Source organism: Escherichia marmotae, from assembly GCF_002900365.1.
In the GTDB taxonomy this organism is placed as follows: domain Bacteria; phylum Pseudomonadota; class Gammaproteobacteria; order Enterobacterales; family Enterobacteriaceae; genus Escherichia; species Escherichia marmotae.
This window is the reverse complement of record NZ_CP025979.1, coordinates 1405127-1426358: the sequence shown is the minus strand read 5'-3', so window position 1 is coordinate 1426358 and position 21232 is coordinate 1405127. Positions and strand designations below refer to the sequence as shown.

At 50.6% G+C, this 21232-nt stretch carries 17 protein-coding genes; 6 read left to right on the top strand and 11 right to left on the bottom strand.

Going from position 1 to position 21232, the window contains the following annotated elements:
- Nucleotides 1–53: 53 nt before the first annotated feature.
- Entirely contained in the window at nucleotides 54–1382 is a 1329-nt protein-coding gene (locus tag C1192_RS07595) for an IS4-like element IS4 family transposase (RefSeq protein WP_103194784.1), read from the bottom strand.
- Nucleotides 1383–1660: 278 nt separating this feature from the next.
- On the opposite strand from C1192_RS07595, the gene ldtD reads away from it, so the two are divergent.
- The 3 genes from ldtD to gloC all read left to right on the top strand — a co-directional run bounded on the left by ldtD (nucleotide 1661) and on the right by gloC (nucleotide 4897).
- Nucleotides 1661–3493 carry a L,D-transpeptidase gene (gene ldtD, locus C1192_RS07590; RefSeq protein WP_038355292.1) on the top strand — a complete coding sequence of 611 codons (1833 nt, stop codon included), beginning with the start codon at nucleotides 1661–1663 and terminating at the stop codon, nucleotides 3491–3493.
- Between the two features lie 181 nt (nucleotides 3494–3674).
- Nucleotides 3675–4223 carry a peptidoglycan L,D-endopeptidase MepK gene (gene mepK / locus C1192_RS07585; RefSeq protein ID WP_001516120.1) on the top strand — a complete coding sequence of 183 codons (549 nt, stop codon included), beginning with the start codon at nucleotides 3675–3677 and terminating at the stop codon, nucleotides 4221–4223.
- Nucleotides 4224–4249: 26 nt separating this feature from the next.
- Nucleotides 4250–4897: a hydroxyacylglutathione hydrolase GloC gene (gene gloC, locus C1192_RS07580; RefSeq protein ID WP_001109447.1), complete on the top strand. Its 648-nt coding sequence runs from the start codon at nucleotides 4250–4252 to the stop codon at nucleotides 4895–4897.
- 50 nt (nucleotides 4898–4947) lie between these two features.
- Here gloC and aspC read toward each other — a convergent pair whose 3' ends face one another.
- The 4 genes from aspC to pncB all read right to left on the bottom strand — a co-directional run bounded on the left by aspC (nucleotide 4948) and on the right by pncB (nucleotide 10771).
- Nucleotides 4948–6138, bottom strand: a complete 1191-nt coding sequence (gene aspC, locus C1192_RS07575) for an aspartate transaminase (protein ID WP_038355291.1) — start codon at nucleotides 6136–6138, stop codon at nucleotides 4948–4950.
- Between the two features lie 184 nt (nucleotides 6139–6322).
- Nucleotides 6323–7396 carry a porin OmpF gene (ompF, locus tag C1192_RS07565; RefSeq protein ID WP_000977929.1) on the bottom strand — a complete coding sequence of 358 codons (1074 nt, stop codon included), beginning with the start codon at nucleotides 7394–7396 and terminating at the stop codon, nucleotides 6323–6325.
- 602 nt (nucleotides 7397–7998) lie between these two features.
- A complete protein-coding gene (asnS, locus tag C1192_RS07555; protein ID WP_000117892.1) occupies nucleotides 7999–9399 on the bottom strand; it encodes an asparagine--tRNA ligase in 1401 nt (466 codons plus the stop codon).
- A 169-nt stretch (nucleotides 9400–9568) separates the two neighbouring features.
- Complete coding sequence (pncB, locus tag C1192_RS07550) at nucleotides 9569–10771, bottom strand: nicotinate phosphoribosyltransferase (RefSeq protein WP_038355289.1); 1203 nt, start codon at nucleotides 10769–10771, stop codon at nucleotides 9569–9571.
- A gap of 265 nt (nucleotides 10772–11036) precedes the next feature.
- Between pncB and pepN the strand changes: the two genes are divergently transcribed.
- Nucleotides 11037–13649: an aminopeptidase N gene (gene pepN, locus C1192_RS07545; RefSeq protein WP_038355288.1), complete on the top strand. Its 2613-nt coding sequence runs from the start codon at nucleotides 11037–11039 to the stop codon at nucleotides 13647–13649.
- A gap of 105 nt (nucleotides 13650–13754) precedes the next feature.
- On the opposite strand, the gene ssuB is transcribed toward pepN, so the two are convergent.
- Genes ssuB through ssuE form a run of 5 tightly spaced genes read right to left on the bottom strand, consistent with a single transcriptional unit; the run spans nucleotide 13755 to nucleotide 17991 of the window.
- A complete protein-coding gene (gene ssuB, locus C1192_RS07540) occupies nucleotides 13755–14522 on the bottom strand; it encodes an aliphatic sulfonates ABC transporter ATP-binding protein (protein ID WP_001516122.1) in 768 nt (255 codons plus the stop codon).
- Nucleotides 14519–15310, bottom strand: a complete 792-nt coding sequence (gene ssuC, locus C1192_RS07535; protein ID WP_038355287.1) for an aliphatic sulfonate ABC transporter permease SsuC — start codon at nucleotides 15308–15310, stop codon at nucleotides 14519–14521. Before ssuC ends, ssuB begins: the two co-directional genes overlap by 4 nt.
- Before the next feature lie 11 nt (nucleotides 15311–15321).
- On the bottom strand, nucleotides 15322–16467 hold the full coding sequence (gene ssuD, locus C1192_RS07530; RefSeq protein WP_038355286.1) for an FMNH2-dependent alkanesulfonate monooxygenase: 1146 nt from the start codon (nucleotides 16465–16467) through the stop codon (nucleotides 15322–15324).
- A complete protein-coding gene (locus C1192_RS07525; RefSeq protein WP_016242623.1) occupies nucleotides 16464–17423 on the bottom strand; it encodes a sulfonate ABC transporter substrate-binding protein in 960 nt (319 codons plus the stop codon). Before C1192_RS07525 ends, ssuD begins: the two co-directional genes overlap by 4 nt.
- Nucleotides 17416–17991 (bottom strand): NADPH-dependent FMN reductase, encoded by a 576-nt coding sequence (gene ssuE, locus C1192_RS07520; protein ID WP_001516126.1) that lies wholly within the window; start codon nucleotides 17989–17991, stop codon nucleotides 17416–17418. The genes C1192_RS07525 and ssuE overlap by 8 nt, the downstream gene beginning before the upstream one ends.
- A gap of 236 nt (nucleotides 17992–18227) precedes the next feature.
- On the opposite strand from ssuE, the gene pyrD reads away from it, so the two are divergent.
- Both pyrD and zapC read left to right on the top strand, forming a co-directional pair.
- The gene (gene pyrD, locus C1192_RS07510) at nucleotides 18228–19238 is read left to right on the top strand and encodes a quinone-dependent dihydroorotate dehydrogenase (protein WP_001516127.1); all 1011 of its coding nucleotides are present in this window, start codon (nucleotides 18228–18230) and stop codon (nucleotides 19236–19238) included.
- Between the two features lie 173 nt (nucleotides 19239–19411).
- On the top strand, nucleotides 19412–19954 hold the full coding sequence (gene zapC, locus C1192_RS07505; RefSeq protein ID WP_001220666.1) for a cell division protein ZapC: 543 nt from the start codon (nucleotides 19412–19414) through the stop codon (nucleotides 19952–19954).
- On the opposite strand, the gene ycbX is transcribed toward zapC, so the two are convergent.
- A complete protein-coding gene (ycbX, locus tag C1192_RS07500) occupies nucleotides 19951–21060 on the bottom strand; it encodes a 6-N-hydroxylaminopurine resistance protein YcbX (protein ID WP_038355285.1) in 1110 nt (369 codons plus the stop codon). The two genes, zapC and ycbX, sit on opposite strands and share 4 nt — an antisense overlap.
- Nucleotides 21061–21232: the final 172 nt, after the last annotated feature.

Below are 21232 nucleotides of genomic sequence, written 5' to 3'. Positions count from 1 at the left end.
AAACTCCGTTTCTGCACTAAAAAAATGCCGCATTACGGTGTAATGCCAGTCAGTTAAGCAACTGACTGGCTCTTTTTCGGGGCTGTGGGGTATTTCCAGGGCCTCTCCTTTACCACTCTCGGGAAGGCTCTTTCCCTTCTTGTCGGTAATTTCACAAGTTGTCCCATACTTGCAAGATCGCGCATCAGCTCCGGTATACGTCCCGGTGAAGCGCCCTGCAATGTCATCAGCATTCTCATCACCATTCCGCATGATTCTGAGAAACTCAGTTGATTCGGCCAGTAACCTTTCAGATGTTCTGCCATTTTAATCATCTGATATCTCACCAGATTATAAGCCAGTAAGACACCCCACAGCTCTTGCTCCACAAGCTCCGGCTTTTTACTTCTCAGCGTCAGCCTGCTCAGTTGCATCGTCTGTTTTATCTCCCTGTATCCCAGTTCGATTTCCCAGCGATGACTGTACAGATCCGCCATTTCTCCTCCGGGGAAGCGCATGGCGTCCGTCATCGACGTCAGCAGATGGCAGACTTTTCCTTTGCGCGTCACGGTCAGCAGGCGGGCTGTCACCTCATTTCCCAGCCCCGGCCACTTTTTTCGTGCCTGCGGGCTGGTTTTCAGCTTCACCAGATGATCGCCTTTACCCAGTTTTCTGATCTCTTCATATTGCGCTCCCTTTCTGAGAGGGATCATCCAGTGGCGGTGTTCTCCCGCCTGGCTCCAGGCATTTAACAGTCCCAGTGAGTAATAACCTTTATCCATTAACGTCAGGGTGTTATCGCCGGTTTGTTCTATAAGTTGCTCAGCAAGCTCATTTTCGCTGTTCTTCATCGTGCCGAAGGCTGCAGCCGTCAGCAGATGGCTGGTCAGTTCCATCTGGCAGACCATTTTGACCTGCGGGTAGAGCGCCGGGTTCCCGGCATGTGTCTGGCGGGGGAAGGCTGCATCGTTCTCTGATGTATCCGGTGTGCGCCAGAACACACCATCGATGGCCAGCAGGGTCAGGCCGCACCAGTGCGGATGCGGCGTGGTGTTATGCCAGAGCTGCGCTGTTTTCGTGAACACGCGGCGGACAGCCTCACTTCCCAGACGCTGGCGGGCCTGAATAACGGCACTGGGGGCAACGAAGGGGCGATTGCCCGGCAGCATGATGTCCAGGCGATTCACAATCTGGTGAAGAGGTTCTTTACGCTCAAGCGCCATGCCAACAATACACCAGACCATCATTTCGAGGGGAAGACGGCGCTTGCGTAGCGTTACAGTACCTGATTCGGCAAGGCAACGAGAGATGAGTTCGGGGTCGAGGTAATCCCCCAGAGAAGTCAGTGGGTTACGCAGAGAATCGTAACGGGATACCAAATCAAGGGCCTGTCCAATGAGCATAAAAAAATCCGGAAACGAGTGAGCGTTTCCGGATTCTTACACAGCCACTGGATCGGTCAACTGATCCTTAACTGATCGGCATTACGCATTACGGTGCGCTTTTCTTTAAACTTCTTTACATTAGGTTGTGTAAAAACGTATCGACGTTTATATACTGAAGGTAAGCCTGATAAGTAACAGGCTTGCTCGTCATACTTTCGTGAGTATTGGCGTTGTACAGGCAAGTAGAGAAAAGCAGCCTGGCTATTCAAAGTATGATAAAAACAGGGGGGCAAGGGATGTTGCTTAACATGATGTGTGGTCGTCGGCTTTCGGCAATAAGTTTTTGTCTGGCCGTAACATTCGCTCCACTGTTCAGTGTGCAGGCTGATGAGCCTGAAGTAATCCCTGGCGACAGCCCGGTGGCTGTCAGCGAACAGGGAGATGTACTGCCGCAAGCGCAAGCGACGGCAATTATGGCGGGGATCCAACCGCTACCAGAGGGTGCGGCGGAAAACGCACGCACACAAATCGAATCTCAATTACCCGCAGGTTATAAGCCGGTTTATCTTAACCAGCTTCAACTGCTGTATGCCGCACGTGATATGCAGCCGATGTGGGAAAACCGTGATGCGGTTAAAGCTTTCCAGCAGCAACTGGCGGAAGTGGCGATTGCCGGTTTTCAGCCGCAGTTTAATAAATGGGTAGAGTTACTGACTGACCCAGGCGTTAACGGTCTGGCACGTGACGTAGTGTTGTCGGATGCAATGCTGGGTTACCTTCATTTCGTTGCTAACATTCCGGTCAAAGGCACGCGCTGGCTATACAGCAGTAAACCTTATGCACTCTCAACACCACCGCTCTCGGTCATTAACCAATGGCAGGTGGCGCTAAATAATGGCCAATTGCCAACGTTTGTTGCAGGACTGGCACCGCAGCATCCGCAATATGCCGCGATGCATGAATCTTTACTGACCTTGCTCAGTGATACCAAACCGTGGCCACAACTAACCGGTAAAGCAACGTTGCGTCCTGGACAGTGGAGTAATGACGTACCAGCACTGCGCGAAATATTGCAGCGCACAGGTATGCTCGATGGTGGGCCGAAAATTGCGCTGCCTGGCGATGAAACACCCGCTGATGCAGTCGTTAGCCCATCTGCCGTTGCCGTCGAAACTGCGGAAAAGCAAACAAAGTTTCTTAGTAAACCTAAGCCAACTGTACGTGCCGCCTACGATAATGAGCTTGTTGAAGCGGTTAAACGTTTTCAGGCATGGCAAGGATTGGGGGCAGATGGTGCTATTGGTCCAGCCACACGTGATTGGCTCAATGTGACACCTGCACAGCGTGCAGGTGTGTTGGCGCTCAACATCCAGCGTTTACGTTTGCTACCTGCGGAGCTTTCTACCGGCATCATGGTCAATATACCGGCCTATTCTTTGGTCTATTACCAGAACGGTAATCAGGTGCTGGACTCGCGGGTGATTGTCGGCCGTCCTGACCGCAAAACACCAATGATGAGCAGTGCCTTAAACAATGTGGTAGTGAATCCGCCGTGGAACGTACCGCCGACGCTGGCACGCAAAGATATTCTGCCGAAAGTGCGTAATGATCCGGGCTATCTGGAAAGCCATGGCTATACGGTGATACGTGGCTGGAACAGCAAAGAAGCAATTGACCCGTGGCAGGTTGACTGGTCGACGATTACCGCGTCGAATTTACCGTTCCGCTTTCAGCAAGCTCCAGGCCCACGAAATTCGCTAGGACGGTATAAATTTAATATGCCGAGTTCAGACGCTATCTACTTACATGACACGCCTAATCACAATCTGTTCAAGCGTGATACGCGTGCGTTGAGTTCTGGCTGTGTGAGGGTGAATAAGGCATCCGATCTTGCAAACATGCTGTTGCAGGATGCAGGCTGGAATGACAAGCGTATTTCCGATGCTCTGAAGCAGGGAGATACCCGTTACGTCAATATCCGTCAGTCTATCCCGGTTAATCTCTACTACCTGACAGCATTTGTCGGCGCAGATGGGCGTACTCAATATCGTACAGATATTTACAATTATGATCTGCCTGCGCGATCCAGCTCGCAAATTGTATCGAAAGCGGAACAATTAATCAGGTAAATGAAGTAGTTCGGGGAAATCAGTTGTCGTAATAATTGGCATGATTGGGGGCTATTCCTGGTAGCCCCCATCACAGCTGGGGTTGAGTCACCTTGACGTTAGCTTTATGGGCGGTTAAGGTGCACTCTTGTGCGCCAGAAGTGCATATAAACGATAACATTGACCTGTAGACTTGATTACCATGGACAAATTCGACGCTAATCGCCGCAAACTACTGGCGCTTGGTGGCGTTGCACTTGGTGCTGCCATCTTGCCGACCCCTGCGTTTGCGACACTCTCCACCCCACGCCCGCGTATTTTGACACTCAACAATCTCCATACTGGAGAGTCAATTAAAGCGGAGTTTTTCGATGGCAGAGGCTATATTCAGGAAGAATTGGCAAAACTAAACCATTTTTTCCGCGATTTCCGCGCGAACAAAATAAAGTCCATCGATCCAGGATTATTCGACCAGTTGTATCGCCTGCAAGGTCTGTTAGGTACTCGCAAGCCGGTACAGTTAATTTCTGGTTACCGTTCTATCGACACCAATAATGAATTACGCGCACACAGCCGTGGAGTAGCGAAGAAAAGCTATCACACCAAAGGCCAGGCGATGGATTTCCATATTGAAGGCGTCGCGTTAAGCAATATTCGCAAAGCCGCGTTATCTATGCGCGCAGGTGGTGTAGGATATTACCCACGTAGTAACTTTGTGCATATTGATACCGGACCTGCACGGCACTGGTAGCAATCGCTTAACGAAACAGGGGCAGTATGAATTATCGTATTATTCCGGTCACTGCATTCTCCCAGAACTGCTCATTGATCTGGTGTGAACAAACTCGCCTGGCAGCACTGGTTGATCCTGGCGGTGATGCGGAAAAAATTAAACAGGAAGTTGATGCCAGCGGCCTGACGCTGATGCAGATCCTACTGACACATGGCCATCTGGATCACGTTGGTGCAGCGGCGGAACTGGCAAAACATTACGGCGTGCCAGTACTTGGTCCGGAAAAGGAAGATGAGTTCTGGCTGCAAGGCTTGCCTGCGCAAAGCCGCATGTTTGGCCTGGATGAGTGTCAGCCACTGACGCCGGATCGTTGGCTGAATGAAGGCGACACGATCAGCATAGGGAATGTGACTTTACAGGTGTTACATTGCCCAGGGCATACACCGGGTCATGTGGTCTTTTTTGATAATCAGTCAAAACTGCTGATTTCTGGCGACGTCATTTTCAAAGGTGGAGTAGGGCGCAGTGACTTCCCACGTGGCGACCATAATCAACTGATCTCCTCTATCAAAGATAAACTGCTGCCGCTTGGCGATGATGTGACGTTTATTCCAGGGCACGGGCCGTTATCCACCCTCGGCTATGAACGGTTGCATAACCCCTTCCTGCAAGACGAAATTCCCGTCTGGTAAAGGCGCATAAAAAAGCCCGCTTTCACAGCGGGCTTCATTGGTTTTAATGCTTACAGCACAGCCACAATCGCTTCGCACAGCGGAGCCATGTTGTCTGGCGTCATCCCGGCTACGTTCACACGACCGGAAGCCACAGCATACACGCCAAACTCTTCACGCAGACGCAGTACCTGTTCTTTAGTCAGACCGCTAAAAGAGAACATGCCGTTTTGTTTGATAATGAAACTGAAGTCGCGGTTTGCGCCTTTTTCCTGCAGCGTATTAACGAACAATTGACGCATACGCTGAATACGCTGACGCATATCAGTCAGCTCTTGTTCCCAGATAGCACGTAACGCATCATTACTCAGGATAGTGGCAACAACCGAAGCTCCGTGCGCGGGTGGGTTAGAATAGTTCGCACGAATCGCCGCTTTCATCTGGCTGAATGCGCGATCCACGGTTTCACTGTCCGCAGCAACCAGCGTACATGCGCCTACACGCTCGTTGTACAGACCAAAGTTTTTAGAGTAGGAACTGGCGACGATCAGTTCTTTATGCAGAGCTGCGAAAACGCGCAGACCTTCAGCATCTTCTTCCAGACCGCGAGCAAAACCCTGGTAAGCAAAGTCAAACAGCGGTAACCAGCCTTTCTCAACGGAAAGCTGCGCCAGCGTTTGCCATTGCTCCAGTGTAGGATCAATGCCGGTTGGGTTATGGCAGCAACCGTGGAACAGCACCACGTCGCCAGCCTGGGCTTCGTTCAGACTGTTAATCAGGGCGTCGAAGTCCAGAGTATGTTTTTCCGCGTCGTAATAAGCGTATTCACGTACTTCCAGACCTGCAGAGTTAAAGACGCTCTTATGGTTCGGCCAGCTAGGGTTGCTCACCCACACACGCTTAACGTCGGTATTTTTTGCCAGGAAATCGGCAGCCACGCGTAACGCACCAGTACCACCAGGGGTCTGAGCTGTGCGGGCGCGTTTGTCGTTGATTAGGGCGCTACCTTTACCAAACAGCAGTTCCTGGGTGCAACGACCAAATTCAGGAATACCGTCAATGCCGAGGTAGTTTTTGGTGGTTTCATTTTCGAGCAGATACTGTTCAGACTTTTTAACGCTGGTCAGTACCGGGGTTTTGCCCGTCTCATCTTTATAGACACCAATCCCGAGGTTAATTTTGCCGGGACGTTCATCGGCACGAAACAGATCGGCCAGGCCCAGAATCGGGTCGGCAGGAGCGGCGGTAATGTTCTCAAACATGACGAGGTTCCATTATGGTTACAGAAGGGAAGTCCGCTATCAGGGTAACGGGAGATTTACAAAATTCCAACTATTACTGATTAAAACGCCGGCTGTTTTTGCAAGACGTGAGATTGCTCTGGAAGGCATAAAAAAAACAGGACCAAAGTCCTGTTTTTTCGGCATTTAACAAAGAGGTCTGCTATTAGAACTGGTAAACGATACCCACAGCAACTGTGTCGTCAGAACCTACGCCCAGTTTGTTGTCAGAATCGATCTGGTTGATGATGTAGTCAACATAGGTAGACATGTTTTTGTTGAAGTAGTAGGTTGCGCCCACTTCAACATAGTTCACCAGATCAACATCACCGATACCACCTTCTACGTCTTTCGCTTTAGATTTGGTGTAAGCGATGGACGGACGCAGACCGAAGTCAAACTGGTATTGTGCAACTAACAGGATATCTTGCGTTTTGTTAGCAAAGCCGCCGGTGATCGGCGTAGCGTTACGGGTTTCACCGTAGTTTGCTGCCAGGTAGATGTTGTTCGCATCGTACTTCAGGCCAGTAGCCCACTGTTCAGCTTTTTTACCCTGGCCGAGAGGCTGGGCTTCCTGCAAGTTTGTACGGTCAGCAGCACCATAAGCACCAACGATACCAAAGCCTTCGAATTCGTAGCTGATGGAGCCGCCAACACCGTCGCCGTTAGAACGACGTGCGGTGTCGCGTTCGTTTTTACCCAGGTACTGAACAGCGAAGTTCAGGCCGTCAACCAGACCAAAGAAGTTGGAGTTACGGTAAGTTGCAACGCCGCCAACACGACCAACGAAGAAGTCATCGCTGTATGCAGTGTCACCACCAAATTCCGGCAGCATATCGGTGTAACCCAGTGCGTCATAAACAACACCATAGTTACGACCGTAATCGATTGAGCCAGCATCAGCAAATTTCAGACCAGCGAACGCCAGACGGGTTTTGTTGCCATTTTGGGCATCAGAACCCTCAGAGTTGTTACCCTGGAAGTTGTATTCCCACTGACCGTAACCGGTCAGATCAGAATTGATTTGAGTTTCCCCTTTAAAACCAAGACGGGCATAGGTCATATCGCCATTGCCACCGTAACTGTTTTCACCGTTACCCTTGGAAAAATAGTGCAGACCGACAGCTTTACCGTACAGATCTACTTTGTTGCCATCTTTGTTATAGATTTCTGCAGCGTTTGCAGTTCCTGCTACTAACAGAGCAGGGACGATCACTGCCAGAATGTTGCGCTTCATCATTATTTATTACCCTCATGGTTTTTTTTATGACACCTGCCACTGCCGTCAATAAGTTTCGTCAATAAATATTTACGGAGCTATTGATGAAAGTTTGGTGTCTTTATGTATCTGCAGGCATCTTTCCATTCAAACTAACGTTTCGCTACCGTGAAAGTGCTACAAAGATAAAGATATGGTTACAAAAAGAAAAAATGTGTAACCAAATATTAATTTTAAGGAGCTTTGTGAACACCGTCATATTTCCACCAGGATTTAATGATATTTATGGCGGATCTTATATATGTATATGATTTACTTATATTAAATCTAACTAAACAGAAATTTTCTTTCTGATGATTTCTCTCTGTGACTTCTCTCTAATACACTTTCAGCCATCCAGAAAGCCAATAATAAGTATAAAAATTGTGCTATCAGATAAGAAATGACTAATCCGCAATAAGGCTATGGGTTATTTTTTGTTCGCAAATGTTGCAAAGAAACATTCCGTAACAGGAAGATTGCTTTGGCAGGGTTGCAATTAGATTGATTGACTTAACAAACAGATAACTTGACAGAAGGGGATAAAAAAGAGCCAGCGGGTGCTGGCTCTCGGAAAAGTTAAATTAGAAACTGGCGTTACGTGGAGTGCGTGGGAACGGAATTACGTCACGCACGTTTTGAACGCCAGTCACGTAGGCGATCAGGCGTTCAAAACCAAGACCAAAACCGGAATGTGGAACAGTACCGTAGCGACGCAGATCGCGATACCACCAGTAATCTTCTTTATTCAGGCCCATCTCCAGCATACGTTCGTCCAGAACGTCCAGACGCTCTTCACGCTGGGAACCACCAATGATCTCACCGATACCCGGAGCCAGAACGTCCATTGCTGCAACGGTTTTACCGTCTTCGTTAAGGCGCATGTAGAACGCTTTAATGTCTTTCGGATAGTTTTTCACGACTACCGGCGCTTTAAAGTGTTCTTCTGCCAGGTAACGTTCATGCTCGGAAGAGAGATCCACACCCCAGTAAACCGGGTTTTCAAATTTCTTACCGCAGTTTTCGAGGATGGTTACCGCGTCGGTATAATCCACCTGCGCGAAGTCTGCCTCAATGAAACGCTCCAGACGTGAAACTGCATCTTTATCCACGCGTTCAGCGAAGAATTTCATATCGTCAGCACGTTCTTCGAGAACCGCTTTAAAGACGTATTTCAGCATGGCTTCTGCCAGGCCGGCGATATCGTTCAGGTTAGCAAACGCGACTTCCGGCTCCAGCATCCAGAATTCCGCCAGGTGACGGCTGGTGTTGGAGTTTTCTGCACGGAAAGTCGGGCCGAAGGTATAAATTTTAGACAGCGCACAGGCATAAGTCTCGCCGTTTAACTGGCCTGATACGGTCAGGAACGACTCTTTACCGAAGAAATCTTTGTCGAAATCAACTTTGCCCTGATCGTTACGTGGCAGGTTTTCCAGATCCAGTGTTGAAACACGGAACATTTCGCCAGCGCCTTCGGTATCGGACGCGGTGATCAGCGGTGTAGAAACCCAGAAGAAACCTTGTTCGTTAAAGAATCGATGCAGTGCCTGCGCCAGCGTGTGGCGAACGCGCGCAACGGCACCAATCAGGTTGGTACGTGGACGCAGGTGAGCGACTTCACGCAGATACTCAATGCTGTGGCGTTTTGCTGCCATCGGGTAAGTGTCTGGATCTTCAACCCAACCAGCGACTTCAACATTGCTGGCCTGAATTTCAAATTGTTGCCCCTGGCCCGGCGACGCCACGACTTTACCCGTCACAATGACCGAGCAACCGGTGGTCAGACGCAGTACGTCTTCATTGTAATTGGGCAGAGAATTATTGATGACAGCCTGTACAGGATCAAAGCAGGAACCGTCATAAACGGCGAGGAAGGAGATGCCAGCTTTTGAATCTCGGCGGGTACGTACCCATCCGCGCACGGTGACTTCGCTGTCAACGGCTACGCGGCCCTGGAGTACGTCGGCTACAGGCACAACGCTCATAATATTCTCTCTGTTAATAGTCGGAAAAAATAAACACTTGTCCACCCGTGAAATGGGGGGATACCTATGTTACCTGGCATCCGCAATCAGACAAGCAGAATTCGCAGATGCAGCGAAAGATTTCGGAATTAAAGGTAAAAAAGGGAGCCGTTATGGCTCCCTGATGATATTAACTGGCTTTTTTAATGTGCGGAAGGTCGAACGCTTTACGAAGTGCGCGAACAAACGCCTTGTCGTGGCAGATTGTTTTGCCAGGACTGTCAGAAAGTTTCGCCACAGGTTTACCGTTACACTCCACCAGCTTAATCACAATATTCAGTGGCTTGACTTGGGGGATATCGCAGGTCAGGCGTGTACCTATACCAAAACTTAATTGCACACGGGAAGAGAAGTGGCGATAAAGCTCGACCGCTTTGCGTAAATCCAGATTGTCAGAGAAAACCAGCGTTTTGCTCTGAGGGTTGATTCCCTGCGTCTCATAATGCGCGATGGCTTTTTCGCCCCATTCTACCGGGTCGCCAGAGTCATGACGCAGCCCCTGATAGCGGCTGGCAAATTCCACGCCGAAATCACGCAAGAATGCGTCCATAGTAATGCAATCGGTTAACGCAATTCCCAGTTGATCGGGATATTCATTGAGCCATGCGGCAAGTGCGGCACGTTGGCTGTTGGCAAGATCCGGGCTGATTTGTTGATGCGCCTGGAACCATTCGTGAGCCTGAGTTCCCATTGGCGTGAGGGAAAGCCGACGCGCCAGATCGTAGTTACTGGTGCCAACGAACCAGGATTCTTGTTGCAAACGTTGAACGATGGTTTCCTGGACTTCGCGGGAAAAACGTCGGCGGGTGCCGAAATCCATCAGATGGAAGCGCGACATATCGAGATCGGCAGTTAACGCCGAGAAGTCGACTAATTTGCTTTCCAGCGTATCGAGGGCTTGCGCAACGTCGGCCTGCGGTGAGCGGTAGCGATGTACCAGTTCACTGATGACCGCCAGCAAAGGAACTTCCCAGAGGATGACTTCACGCCACGGACCGCTTAAACGAATATCCAGCTTGCCGTTATCGTTGGTGACGGTGACCTGTTCCGGGTTAAAGCGGAACTCGCGCAACCAGTTGAGGTAGTCGGCCTTAAAAAAAGGCAGGGCAGAGAGCCATTGATATTCATCATCCTGCAGGTGCAGACGCTGCATCGCCTGGACCTGTTCACGAATAGCATCGGCATAAATACCCAGCAGATCGTCACCTCGGCAACGAAACTCCGCCGCGACATGCACATCATAATAGTGATGAAACACGGCTTGCTGCATATGCAACTTATAAGCATCTGTATCCAGCAGCGAGTGCAGAACAGGAGAAGCGAATTGTGTCATAGGTGCGCAGTAGCGTCCTCGTACGGGAGCGTTTAGTACAATAAACATCTTCAGGAACTGCTGGAGTATACCTTGTTTCGCAATTTATTGAACCCCGATCACACCATATGCCACGTTTATGGTCGATGGCGTTGCGCTCTGTATGTTATAAAAATGTAGCAATAAAAGCGTTTGTACCTGAAAAGATGAAGATTCTGCGTAGCGAGATTTATACAACAGGAATAGACTGAACACCTGACTCTATAAAAGATGCTAAAGGTTATTTATGACTCAACAGCCACAAGCCAAATACCGTCACGATTATCGTGCGCCGGATTACCAGATTACTGATATTGACTTGACCTTTGACCTGGACGCGCAAAAGACGGTGGTTACCGCGATCAGCCAGGCTGTCCGTCATGGTGCATCAGATGCTCCACTTCGTCTTGACGGCGAAGATCTTAAACTGGTCTCTATTCATATTAATGATGAGCCGTGGTCCGCCTGGAAAGAAGAAGAGGGCGCACTGGTCATCAGTAATTTACCGGAGCGTTTTACGCTCAAGATCGTTAATGAAATTAGCCCTGCGTCCAACACTGCACTGGAAGGGCTTTACCAGTCAGGCGATGCGCTTTGCACCCAGTGTGAAGCCGAAGGTTTCCGCCACATTACGTACTATCTCGATCGCCCGGACGTGCTGGCGCGTTTTACGACTAAAATTATTGCCGATAAAACCAAATACCCGTTCCTGCTTTCTAACGGTAACCGCGTTGCGCAAGGTGAGTTGGAAAACGGACGTCACTGGGTACAGTGGCAGGACCCGTTCCCGAAACCGTGCTATCTGTTTGCGCTGGTGGCAGGCGATTTTGATGTGCTACGCGACACCTTCATCACGCGTTCTGGCCGTGAAGTGGCGCTGGAGTTGTATGTCGATCGCGGCAACCTTGACCGCGCGCCGTGGGCGATGACCTCGCTGAAAAATTCCATGAAGTGGGATGAAGAGCGCTTTGGTCTGGAGTATGACCTTGATATTTATATGATCGTTGCCGTGGACTTCTTCAACATGGGCGCAATGGAGAATAAAGGTCTTAACATCTTTAACTCCAAATATGTACTGGCGCGCACCGACACCGCTACCGACAAAGATTACCTCGACATTGAACGCGTTATTGGCCATGAATATTTCCACAACTGGACCGGTAACCGTGTGACTTGCCGCGACTGGTTCCAGCTTAGCCTGAAAGAAGGTTTAACCGTGTTCCGCGATCAGGAGTTCAGCTCTGACCTGGGTTCCCGCGCCGTTAATCGCATCAACAATGTGCGCACCATGCGCGGGTTGCAGTTTGCGGAAGACGCCAGCCCAATGGCTCACCCAATCCGCCCGGACATGGTCATTGAGATGAACAACTTCTATACCCTGACCGTTTACGAGAAGGGCGCAGAAGTGATTCGAATGATCCACACCCTGCTGGGCGAAGAAAATTTCCAGAAAGGGATGCAGCTCTATTTCGAGCGTCATGATGGCAGTGCGGCAACCTGTGACGATTTCGTCCAGGCGATGGAAGATGCGTCAAATGTCGATCTCTCTCATTTCCGCCGTTGGTACAGCCAGTCCGGCACGCCGATTGTGACTGTTAAAGACGACTACGATCCAGAAACTGAGCAGTACACCCTGACCATCAGTCAGCGCACGCCAGCTACGCCAGATCAGGCAGAAAAACTGCCGCTGCATATTCCGTTTGCTATTGAGTTGTATGACAACGAGGGCAAAGTAATCCCGTTGCAGAAGGACGGTCATCCGGTCAATTCAGTGCTGAATGTCACCCAGGCGGAACAGACTTTTGTTTTTGATAACGTCTACTTCCAGCCGGTGCCTGCGCTGCTGTGTGAATTTTCCGCGCCGGTGAAACTGGAATATAAATGGAGCGATCAGCAACTGACCTTCCTGATGCGTCATGCGCGCAATGATTTTTCCCGCTGGGATGCGGCGCAAAGTCTGCTGGCAACGTACATCAAACTGAATGTCGCTCGCCATCAACAAGGGCAGCCGTTATCGCTGCCAGCACATGTTGCAGATGCTTTCCGCGCTGTGCTGCTCGATGAGAAGATCGACCCGGCGCTGGCGGCAGAAATCCTGACACTGCCTTCTGTCAATGAAATGGCGGAACTATTCGATATCATCGATCCGATTGCCATTGCCGAAGTTCGCGAAGCACTCACCCGTACACTGGCGACTGAACTGGCGGATGAATTGTTGGCTATCTATAACGCCAATCACCAGAGTGAGTATCGTGTTGAACATGAAGACATTGCGAAACGTACTCTGCGTAATGCCTGCCTGCGCTTCCTCGCCTTTGGTGAAACGCATCTGGCTGACGTGTTAGTGAGTAAGCAGTTCCATAAAGCGAACAATATGACCGATTCGCTGGCGGCACTTTCGGCGGCGGTTGCTGCGCAGTTACCGTGCCGTGACGCGTTGATGCAGGAGTACGACGACAGGTGGCATCAGGACGGTCTGGTGATGGATAAATGGTTTATCCTGCAAGCCACCAGTCCAGCGGCGAATGTGCTGGAGACGGTGCGTGGTCTGTTACAGCATCGCTCATTCACCATGAGCAACCCGAACCGTATTCGTTCGTTGATTGGTGCGTTTGCAGGCAGCAACCTGGCAGCGTTCCATGCTGAAGATGGCAGTGGTTACCAGTTCCTGGTGGAAATGCTCACCGATCTGAACCGCCGTAATCCGCAGGTGGCTTCACGTTTGATTGAGCCGCTGATTCGCCTGAAACGTTACGATGTCAAACGTCAGGAGAAAATGCGTGCGGCGCTGGAACAATTGAAAGGGTTGGATAATCTCTCTGGCGATCTTTACGAGAAGATCACCAAAGCACTGGCTTAATACAAAAGTGCCTGATGCGACGCTGGCGCGTCTTATCAGGCTTACAAACCCGTTGGAATTGTTGGTTTTGTAGGCTGATAAGGCGTTCACGCCGCATCTGGCATGTTAACCATGACGCCGAACTGGTTGTTCAGAATGCCCTCGCTGCATCACCCGCTGTAACACTTCCGCTTCCAGTTCCGCTAACCGTACCGACCCTAATCGGCGCGGGCGAGGAATATCCACCGTCAAATCCAGGCCAATCTTTCCCTCTTCAATCAACAGCACCCGGTCAGCCATCGCTACCGCTTCGCTCACATCATGCGTCACCAGCAAGACGGTAAAGCCGTGCTCCTGCCAAAGTGACACAATTAAATCCTGCATCTCCAGTCGCGTTAAGGCGTCTAGTGCGCCCAGCGGTTCATCGAGCAACAATAAACCCGGACGATGAATCAACGCTCTTGCCAGCGCCACACGCTGTTTCTGCCCGCCAGAAAGTGCGGCAGGCCATTCCCCGGCACGATTTTCCAGCCCTACCGCAGCCAGTGCCTGATGCGCCGCATCGCGCCATTGGCCTTTAAGACCTAACCCAACGTTATCAATCACCGATTTCCATGGCAGCAGACGCGCATCCTGAAACATCATCCGCGTATCATCCTGAATCTCGGCCAGCGGTGTTATACCCGCCAGTACATCACCTGCGGTTGGTGTTTCCAGCCCCGCCAGCAGACGCAGCAGAGTACTTTTACCGCCGCCGCTACGACCAACAACAGCCACAAACTGACCTGCCGGAATATGCAAATCCAGTTGATTCAGCACGATATTTTCTGCGTAATGTTTGCTCACCGCATTAAGTAGCAGTGGTGTACCCTGGTTCAGACGGGCAGTATTCATGCCGTGGCCTCCTTCAGATGATAAGCCGGGTTCCAGCGCAACCAGAGACGCTCTAGCAATTGGGCGCTAATGTCAGCAAGTTTGCCGAGCAGGGCGTAGAGAATAATGGCGACGACGACGACATCCGTTTGCAGAAACTCCCGCGCATTCATCGCCAGATAACCAATGCCAGAATTGGCAGAGATGGTTTCGGCAACAATCAGCGTCAGCCACATCAGGCCCAACGCAAAACGCACGCCGACCATAATTGAGGGCAGGGCACCAGGCAGGATCACATGCACAAACAGCGGCAAGCCGGATAAGCCATAGCTACGCGCCATCTCCACCAGCCCGCGATCGATATTACGGATGCCGTGCCAGGTATTGATATAAATGGGGAACAGCGTGCCGAGCGCTACCAGGAAAATTTTTGCAGACTCATCAATGCCAAACCACAAAATCATCAGCGGGATCAGCGCCAGATGCGGCACGTTGCGCAACATTTGAATTGAGCTGTCCAGCAACCGTTCTCCCCAGCGCGACAGGCCGCTAATCAATCCCAGAATCAACCCCAGCGATCCGCCAATCGAAAAACCAATCAGCGCCCGCCAGGAGCTGATCGCCAGATGCTGCCAAAGCTCACCGCTGGCCGAGAGCGTCCAGAACGCGGCCACCACTCCTTCCGGAGAGGGCAAAATACGCGTCGACAGCCAGCCAACCGAGGAGGCCAGTTGCCACACCGCCACGATGCCCACCGGTAAAAACCAGGGGGCAACGCGCAATAACCACTTCTTCACTGGCGTTGCCATCATTTTCTTCCTTAGCTTTGCGCGACATTACGTGGGATGAACTCATTCGCTACCGCTTCGCCTTGCAGGTTCAATGGCTGTGGTTGGGGAATCTGTGGAATGGCAACATCCAGATGTGGGAACAGTAATTCGCCAACCCGATACGCTTCTTCCAGATGTGGATATCCTGAGAGGACAAAACTGTCGATGCCAAGCGCGGCGTATTCGTTGATTCGTGCGGCGACTGTCGGACCATCGCCTACCAGCGCCGTCCCCGCACCGCCGCGTACCAGACCAACGCCTGCCCATAAATTGGGGCTGATCTCCAGGTTGTCGCGCTTGCCGTTATGTAACGCAGCCATTCGCTGTTGCCCCACGGAATCCGTGCGGGCAAATGCAGCCTGTGCTCTGGCGATGGTGTCATCATCAAGATGGGAGATTAACCGTTCTGCGGCCTGCCACGCTTCGTCGTTGGTTTCGCGGACAATCACATGGAGGCGAATACCGAAACGAATTTTGCGACCATGTGCGGCCGCTTTTGCCCGCACTTGCTCGATCTTCTCTTTTACCAGTGCTGGCGGCTCGCCCCAGGTGAGATAAAGATCAACTTGTTCTGCGGCCAGATCCTGGGCGACGTCTGACGATCCGCCAAAGTAAAGCGGAGGATACGGTTGTTGAATCGGTGCAAAGAGCAGTTTTGCCCCGTGCACATGAATATGCTTACCGTTGAAATCGACAGTTTCTCCCTGCAATAAACGTCGCCAGACCTGAGTAAATTCCGCCGAGGCTGCGTAACGCTCGCTGTGGTCGAGGAACACGCCGTCTCCCGCCAGTTCTTGTGGATCGCTGCCTGTTACCAGGTTAAACAACGCACGGCCATTCGACAGACGGTCAAGCGTGGCGGCCTGGCGGGCGGCAACGGTAGGTGACGTTACACCAGGGCGCAGGGCGACAAGAAACTTCAGCCTTTGCGTAACCGGGATCATCGACGCCGCCACCAGCCACGCATCTTCGCAGGAACGGCCCGTAGGGATCAGCACGCCGGTATAGCCAAGACGATCCGCCGCTTGCGCGATCTGTTGCAGATAACCGTGATCAACCGGACGAGACTCTGTTTCCGTTCCCAGATAATGACCGTCACCGTGCGTAGGTAAAAACCAGAATATATTCAGACTCATAATTGTTTTCCTTCCAGTTGAGTGGGGTGCCAGATGCGCTGGCGAATATCGACTTTTTTCGGCAGCAGATGATTTTCATAAAACAGGTCGGCAGTATGTTGCTGTAAAGCGGCAACCTCGGCGCTCACTGGTTTGATGGTGGTGGGAGGACGGTGGCCAAGATAAGAGGCTATTACCGGTGCCGGTAAGCCCATCGTTTTTGCCAGCAAGGTGATACTTTGCTCGCGCTGGCTGTGGGTTAACGCATCGGCCTGGCTAAAGGTCTCCAGTACGCCCTGAATAAAGGCACCGTTTTTTTCTGCATAGGGGCGGGCCGCCAGATAAAACGACCCGGTCTGATTCAGACCAGTACCATCTTTTAATACCCGCACACCACCCTGTAATAATGCAGCAGAGTAGTAAGGATCCCAGATGGCCCAGGCATCTACGTTACCTTGCTGGAAGGCCGCGCGGGCATCAGCAGGTGTCAGGTAAGTGGGCTGGATATCGGTGAATTTAAGCCCGGCCTGTTGCAGTGCGCGTAGTAACAGGTTGTGCGAACTGGAACCTTTCTGAAATGCGACTTTGTGGCCCTTCAGTTCAGCCACGGTTTTTATGGGACTGTTTTCTGGCACCAGAATGACTTCGGCTTTTGGTTTTGGCGGCTCGACACCGACGTATACCAAATCCGCACCAGCAACTTGGGCAAAGATAGGTGGAATGTCGCCCGTGCTGCCAAGATCAATACTGCCGATGTTGAGTGCTTCCAGCATCTGCGGACCCGCAGGAAATTCCACCCATGAAATTTTTGTTTGCGGATAGCGTTTTTCCAGGAGTTGATGGCTTTTTGCCAGCACCATGCTGATGCTGCCTTTCTGATAACCTATCCGTAACGCTTCAGGCGAAGACTCCGCAGCAACCGCGAGCGTAGTGACGCTAAGTAATCCCGCCAGCGCCAGTTTAAATATGTTACGCATGGGCGTTTCCTCGTAGAGAGAAAAGATCAGGAACCTGGACATCACGACGGTGCAACGCCTGCCAGAAGGCTTCGAGTGCGACATCAAGACGGGATTGCAGATTCGGCGTGAATTGCGGTTTATGCTGGAAATCAATCACCTGCGAGTCATCGGCAAACACACCGTGCAGGATCTCCTGCGCTTTTAAAGCGCTTAGTACCGGTTTGAGTGCGTAATCGACCGCCAATAGATGAGCCACTGTGCCGCCTGTTGCCAGTGGTAAAACCACTTTGCCTTGCAGTGCGCGTTCAGGTAGCAGGTCGAGAAGGGTTTTTAACGCCCCGGAATAAGCCGCTTTGTAGACGGGGGTCGCGACAATCAGCCCGTCAGCCTCTTGCAGTTGTGCAGTGAAAGTTTTCAGAGCCGGGCTGTCGAAACGTGCATAGAGCAAATCTTCCGGGGCGAAGTTTTGCAGATTCCAGTGATAAACCTCCACATCCAGGCTATTCAGCTTTTCTCGCGCATATTCCAGTAAGGAACTGGAGCGAGAAGGAAAGCGAGGACTTCCAGCCAGGGTAATGACACGCATACTCTCTCCTTATAACTAATTGTTCTTATTTCGTTAACATTGATAACAATTGGGTCAGTCTGACAGAGGGTGCTGGTGAGTCGAAATGATTTATCTGGTGAAGGAAAGCCAAAAAAAGCATAAAAAAGGCGCAATAAGAAAACGTTTGCTATTTATTGCCGCAGGTCAATTCCCTTTTTGGCTGAACTCGCACATAATACGCCCCCGGTTTGCACACCGGGAATCCAGGAGAGTTCATGTACTACCCCTTCGTTCGTAAAGCCCTTTTCCAGCTCGATCCTGAGCGCGCTCATGAATTTACTTTTCAGCAATTACGCCGCATTACCGGAACGCCGTTTGAAGCACTTGTTCGGCAGAACGTTCCAGCGAAACCGGTTAACTGCATGGGACTGACCTTTAAAAACCCGCTTGGTCTGGCTGCCGGTCTTGATAAAGACGGGGAGTGTATTGACGCTTTAGGTGCAATGGGATTTGGATCGATCGAGATCGGTACTGTCACCCCGCGTCCACAGCCAGGAAACGATAAGCCTCGTCTCTTTCGCCTGGTGGATGCGGAAGGTTTGATCAACCGTATGGGCTTTAATAACCTCGGCGTTGATAATCTCGTTGAGAACGTTAAAAAAGCCCATTATGACGGTGTTCTGGGAATTAACATCGGCAAAAATAAAGATACGCCGGTAGAGCAGGGTAAAGATGACTATCTGATTTGTATGGAAAAAATCTACGCCTATGCGGGATATATTGCCATCAATATTTCATCGCCAAACACCCCAGGATTACGCACTTTACAATATGGCGAAGCACTGGATGATTTATTAACTGCAATTAAAAATAAGCAAAATGATTTACAGGCGATCCACCATAAATATGTGCCAATTGCAGTGAAGATCGCGCCGGATCTTTCTGAAGAGGAGTTGATCCAGGTGGCCGATAGTTTGGTTCGCCATAATATTGATGGTGTTATTGCGACTAATACCACCCTCGATCGTTCTTTAGTTCAGGGAATGAAAAATTGCGAGCAAACCGGTGGTTTAAGTGGTCGCCCGTTACAATTAAAGAGTACAGAAATTATTCGCCGCTTGTCGCAGGAATTAAATGGCCGTTTACCAATCATTGGTGTTGGTGGTATTGACTCGGTCATCGCCGCCCGTGAGAAGATTGCTGCGGGTGCATCACTGGTGCAAATTTATTCTGGTTTTATTTTTAAAGGCCCGCCGCTGATTAAAGAAATCATTACCCATATCTAATTATTTCTTTCATTTTCTCTTTATAAGATAATCAGGGCTTTATTTTCAGCCCTGGTTGTTTTATATTCATTCCTGTTACTTATTTAGATATTTTGTACTTTTCTTGTTGAGGTTATTAAGCAAAGCGACAATGGAATGTGTTGCGGTAGATTTATAGGGTAGAGGAGAGGCATATGCGAATTAAACCAGATGATAACTGGCGTTGGTATTACGATGAAGAGCATGATCGAATGATGCTTGATTTAGCCAATGGTATGCTATTTCGCTCACGTTTTGCTCGTAAAATGCTGACACCGGATGCATTTTCTCCTGCGGGATTTTGCGTTGATGACGCCGCGCTCTATTTCACGTTTGAAGAAAAATGCCGCGACCTTAACTTATCAAAAGAACAAAAAGCCGAACTGGTGCTTAATGCGCTGGTGGCGATTCGTTACCTCAAACCGCAAATGCCGAAAAGCTGGCATTTTGTTTCTCATGGCGAAATGTGGGCACCAGTATCGGGTGATGCAGCCTGTGTCTGGTTAAGCGACACCAATGAGCAAGTCAATTTACTGGTTATTGAATCTGGCGAAAATGCTGCACTGTGCCTGCTGGCACAGCCTTGCGTCGTCATCGCCGGGCGCGCCATGCAACTGGGTGACGCTATCAAAATTATGAATGACAGGCTGAGACCGCACGTGAGTTATGACAGCGTCAGCCTTGAACAAGCCGTTTAACCTTTCAGTTTCAATGCACTCTTCGGCACACAACTACAGCAAAGAATTGTTCCGTCGTCGCTCATAGCTGATTTTTTCAGCGGGGTGACTTCGCCTTCCAGAAGCTGGATACGACAACTTCCGCAGATGCCAGCACGGCAAGAATAGGGAATACGAATCCCTTGATTTTCTAATTGTTCCAGTAATACCTGTTGGTTATTACCGCGAAATGCCTGCCCTTGCCAGTCGATATCTACATTTGCGTCCGCTTGTTGTGTCGCTGGGAAAGTGTCGTCCGCTGCGGCTGCGCCGTAGGCTTTTGCCGGTGCCGTAGCCAGAATTTCCACTTCATCGCCAACACGAATAACACCGCTGTTGCGGGCAATCAGGTTCTGACCGAAATCGACATCGCCGTTATCCTGGGCAGTACGGAAAGATTGCAACGTTTTTAATGGTTCGCCAGCCGGATGCTTTTGCCCTTTTTCCGGGCTAACGGTGGTGAAAATACAACGGCTACATGGCTTCACCACATCGAACACCACATCGCCAATACGAATCACTTTCCAGGTGTCTTCTTCCCACGCAGGCACGCCAGAAACAACCAGATTGGGGCGGAATTGTTCCATTTTGACGCTTGCCGGACAGCGTTGCTGTACATCACGTAATGAGGATTCATTCGCGAGTAGATACGGATAGCCATCAGCGAATGACAGGGGTACAGTGTTGTGGCGTTTTACGCGCCGCGTCATCTGCGGCCCCACCCAGCGCAACTGCACTTCGCGGGAGAAAAATCCACTTAACCATGTGTTGATCGTGGCTGGAGCAATACGTGCAGTAAAATGGTTGCCCCACACTTCCGTTGGTGCGTCCTGTACGGCGAAATCGGCAAAGCGTACCCACGCGCTGCTGCCATCGGGCGCAGTGAGATGCAGACCGTCATGAACGGGAGAGGGGGTAAAGCGCACCATCTGTGGAAACTGACGGGCGGTAATAAATGTGCCGTCGGGTTCTGTCAGCATAAAAATTCGATCGAAGGCCAGCCCGCTGATATCTGCAAGAGCGTGTGTCAGACCAATGCCGCGCATGGATTTAACAGGATGAATAAAAAGCCGGGTTAATGTCGCCACGGAGCGGTCCTCAAATGAAAATAAGCCCTCAACTTTATGACATGACGCACTTATTAGCTATAATGCGCAACAATTTTCTTAGAGCCTATACCAATAGGCTATTTTATTTGTCAGTTCGGCCCTGGGCTGCGCCCGAAATCATTAGGTACTACGTGTACGCACCGGTTTCTCC